A 12,885-nucleotide genomic window follows, 5' to 3' on the forward strand; every position below is an offset into this window, starting at 1 on the left:
ATCAAACTTGAGGAGCCGTGAGGCCCCAGGCGTTCAATATCTGCGCACAAAGCGCCTCGGGCGCTTCGCGGATATCGCAGCTCAGCGGGGCCTCGTCGGGCCCCGGCATTTCCAGATCGGCCAGCTGACTGTCGAGCAGCGCGATCGGCATATAGTGGTTTTCGCGCGCGGCCATCCGCTCGGCGATCAGGTCGCGCGGCCCGGTGAGATGCGCGAGATGCATCACGCCGAGACTCTGGCGCAGGCGATCCCGGTAGGAGTGCTTGAGCGCCGAACAGGCGAAAACGACCGTCCTGCCGTCGCGCCCCGCCTCGATCACACCCTTCGCCACGAGGTCGAGCCAGTCCCAGCGCATCTCGTCATTGAGCGGCAGACCGGCGGCCATATGCGCAACATTCTCGGGCGGATGGAAATCGTCAGCATCGAGGAACACGCCGTCCACCGCTTGCGCCACGCGCTGCGCCACCGTCGTCTTGCCGGTGCCGCAAACGCCCATCACAAGGACCGGTGTCGCGTTCGCATTGCTGCTGTTTACCATCTTGCCTTACCGGGTTCGCAGGTGTTTCTTGGACACAGAGGCGTAATGTAAGCGGTTACATTCGTCAATCGCCCTTTTAAAAAAGGGGTGCGACCACGGGGAGGGGCAATGAATAAAAACAATGTAAACAAATCAGTTACGATGCGCGACGTCGCCGATCATGTCGGTGTAAGCGTTGCCACTGTTTCGCGCACCCTGCGCAATCCCGAGGTCGTCTCGCCGGCGGTGCGGGACAAAATCGCCGCCGCAATCGAATCGCTCGGCTACCTGCCGGACCCTGCGGCCCGCGCGCTCGCCTCGACGCGGTCGGACATTATCGGGGTGATCCTGCCCTCGGTGTCGAACAACGTCTTTGCCGATGTGATGGACGGGATCTATTCCGCGGTCGAGGGCACGCATCATTCGGTCCAGCTCGGCTATTCGCGCTACGCGCCGCTGTCGGAAGAGAACCTGATCCGCGTTTTCCTGCGCCAGCGCCCCGCCGGGCTGATCGTGGCCGGGATCGACCAGACCGAGGCTGCGCAGGCGCTGTTGCGCGAGGCGGGTTGCCCGGTGGTGCAGATCATGGAGACCGGCAGCAATCCCTATGACCGGATGATCGGCTTTTCGCATTACGACGCCGCCCGCGCCGCCACCGCGCATCTGATCGCGCAGGGCTATCGCCGCCCCGGTTTCTTGGGTGCGCGGATGGATCCGCGCACGCAGCGCCGCCTGCATGGTTTCCGCGACGAGCTGCGTGCGCATGGCATCGAGGAAGGCAAGCGCATCCAGACGACCACCCGCCCCTCCTCTGTGACACTGGGCAGTCATCTACTCGCGCAGCTGATGGATCTCGCCCCAGAGACCGACGCGATCTTCTGCATCAATGACGACCTCGCCCTTGGCGCGATGTTCGAAGCGCAGCGCCGCAACCTGCGGATCCCGGACGATCTGGGCATCTGCGGGTTCAACGACATGGAGATGATGGCTGCCGCGGAGCCCTCGATTTCCTCGGTGCGCACGTTCCGCCGCGAAATGGGCGAAGGCGCGGTGCAACTGATCCTCGATGCACTGTCGGGGAGTGCGGCGCAGGAAAAGGTCGTCGACCTCGGCTTTCAGATCATCCAGCGTCGATCCACGCGCGGGCACTGAGCGGGCTGATGGCGCTGACCGCCTCGACCCCTGATTAAGGAATGCTCTGGAGTTCGGTCGTTCTCCTCGCCCTCGTGGCGGTTGCGGCCTATCTCGGAATTGAGCGGGTCGAGCGCGCCGTGCTGCGCCGCTACGGGGCCGAGCAACGCGCCAGATAAGATCGGGAGAGACATGACATGACGCCAGCCGTTTTCGCCATCCCGGGGGATATCACGCAACTGACCGGCGGGTTCATCTACGAGCGCAAGCTGCTCGAGGCGCTGCGGGCCGAGGGTCGCCGCGTGGAGCATCTGGAACTGCCGCCCGGCTTCCCCGATGCGACGCCCGAGGAGACCAAGACCGCGCGCCGCCAACTGACCGCCATTCCCGCGGAGGTGCCGGTGATCATCGACGGGCTGGTCTTCGGCTCGATCGACCCGGAGGTGCTCGACGCGATGTCCGCGCCCGTGGTGGCGATGCTGCACCATCCGCTGGGACTCGAGACCGGGCTGACCGAGGATCGCGCGCGTCATCTCCTGACACGGGAGGCGGAGAACCTGCGCCGCGCCGCCCATGTCGTCGTGCCGAGCCCGCATACCAGCGCCATTCTGCAAAAGGAGTTCGGCGTCACGCCGGAGCGGATCTCTATCGCGCTTCCGGGCTTCGACCGTCCGCCGGCGATGGAGAGCGCGAAACCCACTCCGCCGCTGATCCTCGCGGTCGGGCTATTGGCGCCGCGCAAGGGCCATGACGTGCTGATCGACGCCTTGGCCGAGATCGCCGATCTGGACTGGCGCGCGCAGATCGTGGGCAGCGCGCATGATCCGGAGGTTGCCGATGCGCTCGCGGCGCGGATTGCACGGCTCGGGCTGAGCGAGCGCGTGCAGCTTGCCGGACGGATGGAGCGCGACGCTCTGAATGCAGCCTATAGCGAAGCCTCTATCTTTGCGCTTGCCACGCGCTACGAGGGCTACGGGATCGTCTTCGGCGAGGCGATGCTGCACGGGCTCCCCATCGTCACCTGCCGCACGGGCGCGGTGCCCGACACGGTGCCGCCCGATGCCGGGATTCTCGTGCCTGTGGACGCGCATCTCGACTTCGCCGAGGCACTGCGACAGCTTCTCCAAGACGCGGATCTTCGGGAGCGAATGGGCGCGGCTTCGGCGGTGGCGGGGACCGCCCTGCCGGATTGGCGCGACACAGCGGCGATCATGGGGTCGGTGCTGGACAGCCTCTGAGCTGCACCGAAAATCGGGCGATTTCGCCTCTTACCTCCGGGCGCGCGAATTCACGGATCGCGCCTTCGGTTCCGACACGATTTTTTGCCCTATGTGATTGATCCGAAAAGGAACGTTGAGCGTGCGAGGCCGTTTCATTTTCGTAATTTCAAAAGGAGGCATCTCATGAAATCCAAGACCCGCACCCTCACCGCTGGTATCGCCGCAACCTTGATGGGCACGATGGCGCTCGCAGGCTCGCCCGCCAATGCGATGGACCACGCGAAAGGCGTCAAGCCGCGTCCGGATCTCGACAAGCACGTCGCTGCAGCACTGCAGCAATGCGCGAGCCTCCAGGAGACCTGCCAGCAGGTCGCGACCAATTCCGCAGCCGTTCTGGTCTTCCCCGAAGTGACTACGGTCGATCTCGGCATTGGCGGTTCGGGCGGCTCCGGCGCGCTGATCGAGAATGGCAAGGTTCAGGGCTATTACGACATCGGCAAGGCCTCGGTCGGTCTCCAGCTCGGTGCCAAGCAGGCGAGCCAGATCTACGTCTTCCCGACCAAGAAATCGGTCAGTGAAGTGCAGAATGGCGGCGAATGGCATGTCGGTGCGGGTGCAGGCATCACCGTCGTCAACGCCAATGCCACCGCGAATGTCGAGAGCGGCAAGCCGCGCGTCTATGTCTTCGACAGCTCGGGCCTGAACGGCGGCGCAAAGGTCAGCACGCTGCGCATCTGGAAAGACGGCGACAACAGCTGATCGCAGGCGTCTTCCCCGTCTGGGGAAGGCCCGCGATGAGAAAGGCCCCGGGGTTTGCTTCACCCCCGGGGCCTTTTGTTTGTCCGGCGAAGTGGCGCGCGGCTCAGGCCTGGCGCGCGTCGCTGATCGCCTTGCGCAGCGTGTCGGCATCGACCGCGCCGGGATAGACGTCGCGCCCGACGATATAGGCGGGCGTGCCACGCAGCCCGATCGCCACCGCCTGCGCATCATTGCGCGACAGCAGCGCGTCGATCTCCTTGCGGTTGGCCTTGTAGCCCGCCATCGCCTTGTCCGGGTCGACACCGGCCTCGGAGAGCGTCTTCTCGATCAGGTCGTTCGACAGCTTTCCTTGCGTCGCCATCAGCGCCTCGAGACCCGCTTCGTATTGGCCCATGCTCTGCGCGCCCAGCACGAGCTGCGAGGCGTAGACCGAAGGCGCACCGAAGATCGGCCAGTCCTTCATCACGACGCGCAGATTGCCGTCTTCCTTTGTCACCTTCTCGACCACCGGGTGGTTCGATTTGCAGTAGGGACACTGGTAGTCGAAATACTCGACCAGCGTGATGTCCCCATCCGGGTTACCGAGCGCGGGCGCTTTGGGGTCGTGGAACACCGCTTCGGGCGAAATATCGGCCTGCGCGAGGCTCGCCGTCGGTAGGATCAGTGTGGAGCCTGCGGCGACGCCTGCGAGGGTGAGGAAATTCCGGCGATCGATCATGTGTCGTCTCCTGTGGTTTGGGGGAAATCTTCGGGGGAGTAGGGAACGGGCGGCAGCGGCTGGCCCGGCGGCACCGTGCCCTTGCCGCTCTCGGCACGGGTCAGCACGACGACATGCGTGCCGGAGCGGACGCGGTCGGCGAGGTCGATGATGTCCTGATTGAACAAACGGATGCAGCCCGCCGACGTCGCCTTGCCGATTGAACTGTCATCCATCGTTCCGTGAATGCGGTAGAGCGTGTCCTTGTTCCCGCGATGCAGGTAAAGCGCCCGCGCGCCGAGCGGATTGTCGAGGCCGCCGGCGAGCCCGTCCTTCACCGGGCCGTATAGCTCGGGGTCTTCCTTGATCATGCTCTTGGTCGGCGTCCAGCTCGGCCAGTCGCGCTGATAGGGGATATGCCCCTCCCCGGAAAAGCCGCGCCCGTCCTCGCCCACGGCGACCGTGTAGCGCAGTGCGCGGTTGTTCTTCTGCACGAGGTAGAGCTTGCGCGCCCAAGGATCGACGATGATGGTGCCGGGCGGCTCGTCGGTCCAGTAATCGACCTCCTGACGGGCTTTCTCTTCGCTCAGCAGTTTCGGGTCCACCGCCGGGATCGTGCGACCGTCATCTTCCATCTGGCTGTAAATCGCCTTGACCCGCGCACTCAGTTGCGGCGCTTGCGGCGCGGGCGGCGGGTTCGAGGCAGGTGGCTCGGGCGCGCAGGCTGCGAGGGCGATCAGCGCGAGAGGGGCGAAGCGGGTGAGGGTCATTGAGCGATCTCCGAAAGCGAGGTCGTGAGTTTCGGCGCGGTTACATCCCCGATCAGCCGGGTGCCCTGCGCCTCCGAATGGTCGGGGTCGAGGAAGATCAGCGTCGGCGGGCCGATCACGCCCAACTGCTTGAGAAGCGCCTGCTGCGGCGCGCCGGTCTTGGTCACATCGACCGCGATGGGCGTGACGTGGCGCAGCGCGGCCTGCACCTGCGGGTCGGGGATCACCTCGCGCGCGATGGTGGCGCATTCGGTGCACCACTCGGCCGTGGTGATCAGCATCACCGGCTCGCCCTTCGCGGCGGCCAGCGCTGCGTCGAGCGCCTCGGGCGTCTCGACATGGGTGAAGTCATCTTCCGTCAGCACATCCGACGTGGCGGCCATGACGGTCCGGCCCGATGTGAAGGGCGCAAGCGGCCGCAGAGGATCGGCCGCGCCACTCGCCGCGCCGATACCTTCGATGGCACCGGCCAGCAGCGCCGCGAGACCCAGCGCGCCGCCCACGCGGCGCAGGCCCGAACTTTCCGGTCCCAACCGGTCGCGACCACCGAGAGCCACGCCTGCCGCGATCAACAGGAGCGCCCAGAGCGCGAGGATCGCAGGCCCCGCGACGACACGGCTCAAGAGCCAGATCGCCACCCCTAGGAAGACGAAGCCGAAGGCGCGGTTCACGCTGACCATCCATTCGCCCATGCGCGGCAGGATCGCCGAGCCGAAGAGCCCCACGGCCATCAGCAACACGCCCTGCCCCAGCCCCAGCGCGAACAGCGCCGAAGCTCCGAGCCCCGCATCGCCAGTCTGCGCGATATAAAGGAAGGCCCCGGCCAGCGGAGCGGTCACACAAGGCCCAACAATCAGCGTCGAGGTGAAGCCAAGGATCGCCGCCCCCGCGAGCGTGCCGCGCCGCCCCTGCACCGAGCTGACCTTGTTGGTCAGCGCCTGCGGCAGGCGCAGTTCGAACAGGCCGAAGGAGGACAGCGCGAGGACGGCGAACAGCAGCGCGAGCGCGATCACCGTCGCAGGCGCCTGCATCAGGAATTGCAGGTTCTGCCCCGACCACGCCGCCACGATGCCGAGAAGCCCGAAGGCCACGGCCATCGCCAGCACATAGGTCCCGGTCAGCGCCAACCCCCGCGCAGGCGTCAGGTCTTTGCCTTGCGCGCCGAGCATCCCGGCCACGATCGGCACCATCGGCAGCACGCAAGGCGTGAAGGCCAGAAGCAGACCGAAGCCGAAGAAGGACGCCACGACCAGAGCCCAACCGCCTTTCGCCGCGATCCCCGCGACGAGGTCGTCATCGGAAGAGAGGTTCAGGCTGTTTCCGTCGCCCTTGGAGGCGACTACGGGAGGCGTGGGAGTATCGGCCTCGGAACGCGCGGCTGGCGCGGAGGACGCGTCGCTTTGCGCATAATCCGGCACGCCGGCGGCTTGGTTCGATTGCGCCGCGCCTGATGCGGCGGCAGTCGCAGCCCCGCCCGGCGGCACGATCTCGCGGCTCTGCGGCGGGTAGCACAGCCCCTTCTCTTCGCAGCCCTGCCAATGCAGCGTGAAGGGCCCGGTAATGTCGCTCACCACGGCCTCGGTGTGATCGTGCCAGACCTCGACCGTGCCGAAATTCGGATCGTCCTTCATCTCGCCCGGCTGCGTCTCGATCACCGGCGCATCGCCCTCGGCGCTCACCGTAAGATGCTCGCGATAGAGGTAATAGCCCGGCGCGATGTCGAAGGAGACCGCAAGCGTCCCGTCATCCTGCCACGCGGTCTCGACCTGAAACGCCTCTTCAGGCGACAGCGGACCGCTGCCTCCCTTGGGTTTCAGAAGATCGAAGCTTTGCGCCGCAGCGAGGCCGGGCAACAGCAATGAGACCAGAAACACGCCCCAGAGGGCGCGCAGCGATAGACGGGAAAGAGCCTTTGCGTTCATGTTGGCCGGATCGCGAGCGAAGCTTAAGTCAGTCTTAAGATTCGTGCGGTGTATCCGCCGCGAAGGAGAAAAGATGCGCATACTCGTCGTCGAAGATGACAGCATATTGGCGGACGGCCTGCGGGTCGGGCTCGGCATGGCCGGGTTCACCGCCGATGTCGTGTCCTGCCTTGAAGACGCCCGCGCGGCACTGGCCGGGGCGGAATATCGCGCGCTCGTGCTGGACCTGATGCTGCCCGATGGCTCCGGGCTCGAACTGCTGCGCGAATTGCGCGCGGGCCGCGCCGGGCTGCCGGTCCTGCTGCTGACCGCGCGCGATCAGGTCGAGGACCGGGTCGCGGGGCTGGATGCGGGCGCGGACGATTATCTCGGCAAACCTTTCGATCTGGACGAGTTGGCCGCCCGGCTGCGCGCCCTTTCACGTCGGTCGGACGGACGGGCGGCGGCGCAGATTTCCCATGCCGGGCTGGAGCTGGACCCCGGCACCCGCAGCGCGGCCTTCAACGGCCAGCCGCTGAAACTCTCGCGCCGTGAATTCGCGGTGTTGCAAGCGCTGGCCGAACGGCCCGGACGGGTGCTCGCGAAATCGGACCTCGAAGACCGGCTCTACGGCTGGGACGAGGAGGTCGAGAGCAACGCCGTCGAAGTCCATATCCACCATCTGCGCGCCAAGCTCGGGCGCGATTTCATCGAAACCCTGCGCGGCATCGGCTACCGGCTGCGCCCAGAGGAGACCTCGCCATCTCGCTCCGCCTCCGCCTCTTCCTGATCCTCACCGGCGCGACGCTGGCCGTCTGGCTGTCCGCCGTGTTCTGGATCGAGAATTCCACCCGCGCCGAGGTGACGCGGGTGCTCGATGCGCGACTGGTGGAGGCGGCGCGCATGGTCTCGTCGCTGGTCTCGAAGAACCAGATCTCGCTGAATCGGGACGGTCCCGCACAGATCACGCTGTCGCATGACGAGAGTTACGAGCATCAGCAATTCTGCCAGATCTGGTCTTTCACCCAAGGGCTCGTCGGGCGCTCGAACGGGGCGCCGAGCGCGCAGCTGGTGCCCGCCGATGCGACCGGCTTCCGCGATGTGACACGCGACGGCAAGGACCTGCGCGTCTACACGATCATCGATCCGGATCTGGGCGGGCAGGTCACGGTGGGCGACAGTCTCGCGATGCGCAACCGGCTGGTGCGCGACGTGATAGAGGGGTTCCTCTGGCCCGCGCTGGTGATCCTGCCGGTGATGTGGGGGCTGATCTGGTTTGCGATCTCGCGCGGTCTGGCGCCGCTCGACCGCTTCGCCCGCGATCTGGAGGCGCGGCCCAGCGAAGATCTGCGCGCCCTGCCCGGCACCGCGCGACAGCCCCGCGAGATCCGCCCGCTCGCCGGTGCGCTCGACGACCTTCTGGCGCGTCTGGCGGACGCGCGCGGGCGCGAGCGGGAATTCATAGCCTATGCCGCGCATGAGATGAAAACGCCGCTCGCCGGGCTGAAGACGCAGGCCCATATCGCGCGCCATGCGCCCGATACCGACACGCGCGAACACGCCCTCGCCGCGATCTCGACATCGGTGGACCGGACCGACCGGATGGTGCGCCAACTTCTCGATCTGGCGCAGGTGGACAGTCGCGAGGCGCGCGCCGCGTCGGTGGAGCTGAACGGGCTTCTGCGGCAGGTGCTTGGCGATCTGGCGGGGCTGGCCACGCGGCGCGGCGTGACGCTGGAACTCGACAGCGCGCCGAACGCGCCGACGGTGGAAGGCGACCCGCTGCTTCTGTCGCTCGCCCTGCGCAACCTGATCGAGAACGCGGTGCAGGCGAGCCCGGACGGCGCGGCGATCAAGGTCAGCGTGAGCACCTCCGACGCTGCGCTTGTGGTCGACATTCACGACCACGGGCCGGGCCTGCCACCCGAGATCGCGCAGCAGGCGGGGCAGAAATTCGTCAAGGGCAAGGGCGCGGATGCGAATGGTTCGGGCCTCGGCCTTTCGATCGCGCACGACGCGCTGACCCGTCTGGGCTGCACGCTGAGTTTCGAGATGCGCGCGGACGGACATCATACGCGGGTCGATCTGCCTGCCGCGTGAGGTGCGGCGTCAGGCCCTGCGCCGCGTCCGCATCACCGCCCAACCGATCAGCGCCAGTACCAGAAGCACCGCCACGGCGATCGCCGCCCAAGCCAACTGCGCGGCGTTCGCGATGATCCAACTGACCTGCTGCTTGCCGCTCAGGATATTGGCGACGCTGCCTTTGGTCACCTCGCCGTCGACGCCGCCGAAATTGGTGCGCACATAGCTCGCGACCGAGGCGATCTGCGCGTCGCTCATCGTGCGCTGAAATCCGGGCATGGCGACGTGGCGCGCGTCATTGGGCATGTTGATCCCATGCGCGATCACCTGCACGACATTCGCTGCATTCGCAGCGCGCACGTCAGAGATCTGGGACAGCGCGGGCGCGGCGGTGCCCTGCCCGTTCATGCCGTGGCAGGTCGCACAAGCACCTTGATAGAGCGTCGCCCCATCGGTCGTGTCGTGGCCGACCACGGATTGCCAATCGCCGTTGGGCACCTCGAGCGCGGCAAGGTCGAGCGTCGCCTGACCGTCGGGTCCGCTGGCCTCGGGTTGCGTGTCGACCGGCTTCACAGCCTTCAGGTATTTCGCAATCGCCGTGAGGTCGTCGCTCGACAGCTTCGAGGTTGAGCGCGAGACCACGAGCCCCATCTCGCCGCCCGCGACGGCGTGCGCATTTCGGCCCTTACTGAGATAGGCCACGATATCGGCCTCACTCCAGTCGCCCAGACCGCCTTTGTCAGACGGTGTGAGGTTCGGCGCATACCAACCGTTCAACGTCCCCCCGGCGAGATGTTTGCTGGTATCCTCCTGCATCAGCGTCCCGCGCGGACTGTGGCAGGAGGAGCAATGCTCCAGCGTCTCCACCAGATAGCGCCCGCGCTGAAGCTGATCGCCCGAGACATCCGCCGCGCCGGGCGGATGGCCCTTATCGAGGAACAGCGTGTTCCAGCCCATCATCGCCGGACGCACGAAGGGAAAGCCCAGATCGGTCTCGGGTACGTCGTTCTCGACGGGTTCGACCTGTTTGAAATAGGCCCAGAGCGCTTTCACATCGGCATCGGTCAGACCGGTGTAATGGGTGTAAGGCATCGCGGGATAAAGCCACGTGTCGGACTTGTCGCGACGCAGGGCGCCTTCGAATTCCGCCTCGGTCATGTCGCCGATCCCGGTCTTCTCGTCGGGCGTGATGTTGGGCGCATAGATCGCTCCGATCGGGCTTTCGATCTTCTCGCCGCCCGAGAAATCCTCCGCGTGACAGGAGGAGCAGTCCCCCGCGATGGCGAGGTATTTGCCGCGCTTCACGAGGTCGCCTGCCGAAGCATCGGAGCCGGATTGCGCGTTGGCTGCCAGCGGAGAGATCGCGGCGAAGGCGGCGGTGGCCAAGATCAGAACACGCATCTCACAGCTCCTTCGCGATGGTCTGGCCCGCGCGGATCGCAAGCGCCATGCCGGTCAGCGTCGGGTTCACCCCGCCCGCCGTCGGCATCACGCCGGTCGTCACAAGGAACAGGTTCTCGTGGTCGAAACAGCGCAGATCGGCGTCGCAGACCGCCTCTTCGGCCTTGCTGCCCATGACTGTCGTGCCCATCACGTGCTGCTGGCAAATAAACTTCTCGGGCGCTGAGACGCGGGTGCCGCCAGTCGCCTGCAGAAAGCGCGCGTAATCCTCCATCAGGCGCGGCAGGTTCGCCTTGGTGTAATCCGAGAGCTTGTAGGTCAGTTTGATGCCCGGCAGCCCCACGGCGTCTTTCCAAGAGGAGTTCACCTCGATCCGGTTCGCGGGATCGGGAAGGTCTTCGGTCAGCGCCTCGGCGGTGAAGACGCGGGCCGAGTGGTCGCGAATTTTCGCGTCAAGCTCGGGGCCGAGCGTGCCGTCCTTCAACAGCCCCTGCGCGATGCCTTCCTCGGGTGGCGCATTGAGCAGGTCGTAGCGCGTCGATGGCACCTTGTCGCGGTCGGGAAGCGCGCGGCGCTGCATGATCGCGCCGTGGATGTTCTGGCCGCGCCCCGTCCAATAGGGCTCGGGCGAGAGCCAAGTCATATCGATCGTCGGGTGGATCATCAGCCGCCGCCCGACCATGTCGGAGCTGTTCGCGAGATCGTTCATCAACAAGAGCTTCGGCGTCTCATAGCCATGCGCCGCGATCACGAACATCTTTGCGGTCAGCCGCGTGCGGTCGCCTTCGGGGTTGATATAGGAGAGCGCCGTGATCTTGCCCTTGTCGCCGGTCTCGATCTTGTCGACGATGGCCTGCGTGCGAATTTCGACGCCCAGATCGCGGATCTTCTGCACCACGTGATAGCCCGAATGCTTCGCACCGATCGGGCAATTCCAGTTGCAGATATTGTTGCCGATACAGGCGGGCCGGTTGTCGTAGGGCTGCGACAGCCGCGACGAGGGCGCGATATCGACGCGGAAGCCCATCGACGCCACCTGATGCTGTAGCCGCTGGGTCGCATAGGGTTTCGCCTCGGGCGGTAGCGGATAGGGTTTCGAGCGCGGCGGATAGGTCTCGCCCTTGCCCAGACCGCTCTCGTCGAAGCCTTTCTGCCCGTTCACGCCGATCTCGTATTCGGCCTGCGTGTAGAAGGGCTCCAGATCGTCGTAGCTGATCGGCCAGTCCTCGGCGATGCCATAGGTCGAGTGCATCGCCATGTCCTCGGGCAAGAGCCGCCACGTCGCCGCAGTCCAGTGCCGCGAGGTGCCACCCAGCACCCGCAGCGTGCCGGGAAAAACCTCGAGCCCGCCCGTCAGGTGCGGATCGACATAGCCCGGCGTGAAGCTGTTGGGCGCATAGGGCACATCGCCGAAGGGGTCGTTGAAGTTGTTCTTGCGCGGCGAGTTGCGCCAGTTCTCGGTGACTTTCCAGTCGGGGATGTCGGGACCGGCCTCCAGCACGATCACCGAATGGCCCGCCTGTGCGATCTGCTGCGCGGCCAGACCGCCGAGCGAGCCCGACCCGACCACGATCACGTCTGCATCGAAATCAGCCATTACTGCGCCTCCTGCTGGGAGTCGGAATTGGACGCGGGATTGGGCGAGCCATTGGCGCCTGCCTTCGCGCCGGAACCGCCTCCGCTGCCCGCGCCTTGCGCTTTGCGGGCGGCGTCGACGCTGTCGGCCTCACCCTTGGCATAGGCCAGCCATGCCGGATCGGGATCTTGCAGTTCGTAGCTGGATTTGGGCTGGTACTCCCAGCTCGTGGCTTCCTCGGGGAGGTCCGAGGCATCGACACCTTCGGGCACCGCTTCCCACCAGCCGGCACCGCCGGAGGGGTAAGTCTGCAAGGGTACGATGTCGCTCACTTTCGTCAGGGCCTGCGCCTCGAGGAAGGTCGCGAATTCGGCGTCGTCTTTCAAGATGCGCGCGGAGGGGGAGCCGGTGAATCCGAGATACCACGGCTTCGCGATGCTCAACGCGAGCGTGGTCTGGTCGTCGCTCAGCCCGTCGATCGCGGCGGCGCGGTCCTTGCCGTCGAACGCTTTAACGAGCCCGTCCAGCTTGTTGGCAAAGCCTGCATCTTCCTCGCTCAGCAGCTTTTCGATCCGGGCGGCGGTTTCCTTCGAGAGGCTGTCATTGCCGCAGATCGCGCGGCTCACGGAAAGAAAGGCATCGCTGGGCGCGGCGCTATCGGCGGCGCGGGCGAAACCGGGTGTCAAACTTGCAAGTGGCACAGTGCCTGCCAGGGCGATCAAAAAACGTCTGCGGTCGAGGCTCATGGCATCCTCCTCCCGGGGGCTAAAAAAGGAGCGTAAGCAACAGCCATGCGCAGCGACCCTCAATCCCCGCGCAATCGCGCGGATG

Annotated in this window: 12 protein-coding genes; 5 read left to right on the forward strand and 7 right to left on the reverse strand. The window is 65.9% G+C overall.

Annotation, left to right across the window (positions count from 1 at the left end; all coding sequences use genetic code 11):
• Position 1: 1 nt before the first annotated feature.
• Positions 2-538, reverse strand: coding sequence for a gluconokinase (locus BMI85_RS04025; RefSeq protein WP_208607939.1), 537 nt, complete (start codon positions 536-538; stop codon positions 2-4).
• A gap of 141 nt (positions 539-679) precedes the next feature.
• Between BMI85_RS04025 and BMI85_RS04030 the strand changes: the two genes are divergently transcribed.
• From BMI85_RS04030 to BMI85_RS04040, 3 genes are all read left to right on the forward strand, one after another.
• On the forward strand, positions 680-1,669 hold the full coding sequence (locus BMI85_RS04030; protein WP_246832477.1) for a LacI family DNA-binding transcriptional regulator: 990 nt from the start codon (positions 680-682) through the stop codon (positions 1,667-1,669).
• Between the two features lie 176 nt (positions 1,670-1,845).
• Positions 1,846-2,886, forward strand: a complete 1,041-nt coding sequence (locus tag BMI85_RS04035) for a glycosyltransferase family 4 protein (protein ID WP_078599582.1) — start codon at positions 1,846-1,848, stop codon at positions 2,884-2,886.
• Positions 2,887-3,051: 165 nt separating this feature from the next.
• Positions 3,052-3,627 (forward strand): YSC84-related protein, encoded by a 576-nt coding sequence (locus tag BMI85_RS04040; RefSeq protein WP_078599583.1) that lies wholly within the window; start codon positions 3,052-3,054, stop codon positions 3,625-3,627.
• Between the two features lie 103 nt (positions 3,628-3,730).
• On the opposite strand, the gene BMI85_RS04045 is transcribed toward BMI85_RS04040, so the two are convergent.
• From BMI85_RS04045 to dsbD, 3 genes are read right to left on the reverse strand one after another with little or no spacing between them, the layout of a single operon-like run.
• Complete coding sequence (locus BMI85_RS04045; protein ID WP_078599584.1) at positions 3,731-4,345, reverse strand: DsbA family protein; 615 nt, start codon at positions 4,343-4,345, stop codon at positions 3,731-3,733.
• Complete coding sequence (locus BMI85_RS04050; protein WP_078545931.1) at positions 4,342-5,094, reverse strand: L,D-transpeptidase; 753 nt, start codon at positions 5,092-5,094, stop codon at positions 4,342-4,344. The genes BMI85_RS04045 and BMI85_RS04050 overlap by 4 nt, the downstream gene beginning before the upstream one ends.
• The gene (gene dsbD / locus BMI85_RS04055; protein ID WP_078599585.1) at positions 5,091-7,016 is read right to left on the reverse strand and encodes a protein-disulfide reductase DsbD; all 1,926 of its coding nucleotides are present in this window, start codon (positions 7,014-7,016) and stop codon (positions 5,091-5,093) included. Before dsbD ends, BMI85_RS04050 begins: the two co-directional genes overlap by 4 nt.
• Positions 7,017-7,089: 73 nt before the next feature.
• On the opposite strand from dsbD, the gene BMI85_RS04060 reads away from it, so the two are divergent.
• Together BMI85_RS04060 and BMI85_RS04065 are read left to right on the forward strand one after the other, a co-directional pair.
• Positions 7,090-7,785, forward strand: a complete 696-nt coding sequence (locus BMI85_RS04060; protein WP_078569603.1) for a response regulator transcription factor — start codon at positions 7,090-7,092, stop codon at positions 7,783-7,785.
• A gap of 29 nt (positions 7,786-7,814) precedes the next feature.
• Positions 7,815-9,095, forward strand: coding sequence for a sensor histidine kinase (locus BMI85_RS04065; RefSeq protein ID WP_281480482.1), 1,281 nt, complete (start codon positions 7,815-7,817; stop codon positions 9,093-9,095).
• A 9-nt stretch (positions 9,096-9,104) separates the two neighbouring features.
• On the opposite strand, the gene BMI85_RS04070 is transcribed toward BMI85_RS04065, so the two are convergent.
• The 3 genes from BMI85_RS04070 to BMI85_RS04080 are packed head-to-tail and all read right to left on the reverse strand — an operon-like array spanning position 9,105 to position 12,800.
• Positions 9,105-10,478: a cytochrome c gene (locus BMI85_RS04070; RefSeq protein WP_078599587.1), complete on the reverse strand. Its 1,374-nt coding sequence runs from the start codon at positions 10,476-10,478 to the stop codon at positions 9,105-9,107.
• A 1-nt stretch (position 10,479) separates the two neighbouring features.
• A complete protein-coding gene (locus BMI85_RS04075) occupies positions 10,480-12,075 on the reverse strand; it encodes a GMC family oxidoreductase (protein ID WP_078599588.1) in 1,596 nt (531 codons plus the stop codon).
• On the reverse strand, positions 12,075-12,800 hold the full coding sequence (locus BMI85_RS04080; RefSeq protein WP_078599589.1) for a sugar dehydrogenase complex small subunit: 726 nt from the start codon (positions 12,798-12,800) through the stop codon (positions 12,075-12,077). Before BMI85_RS04080 ends, BMI85_RS04075 begins: the two co-directional genes overlap by 1 nt.
• Between the last annotated feature and the right edge of the window lie 85 nt (positions 12,801-12,885).

It is taken from the genome of Thioclava sp. DLFJ4-1 (assembly GCF_002020145.1).
Taxonomy (GTDB): Bacteria; Pseudomonadota; Alphaproteobacteria; order Rhodobacterales; family Rhodobacteraceae; genus Thioclava; species Thioclava sediminum.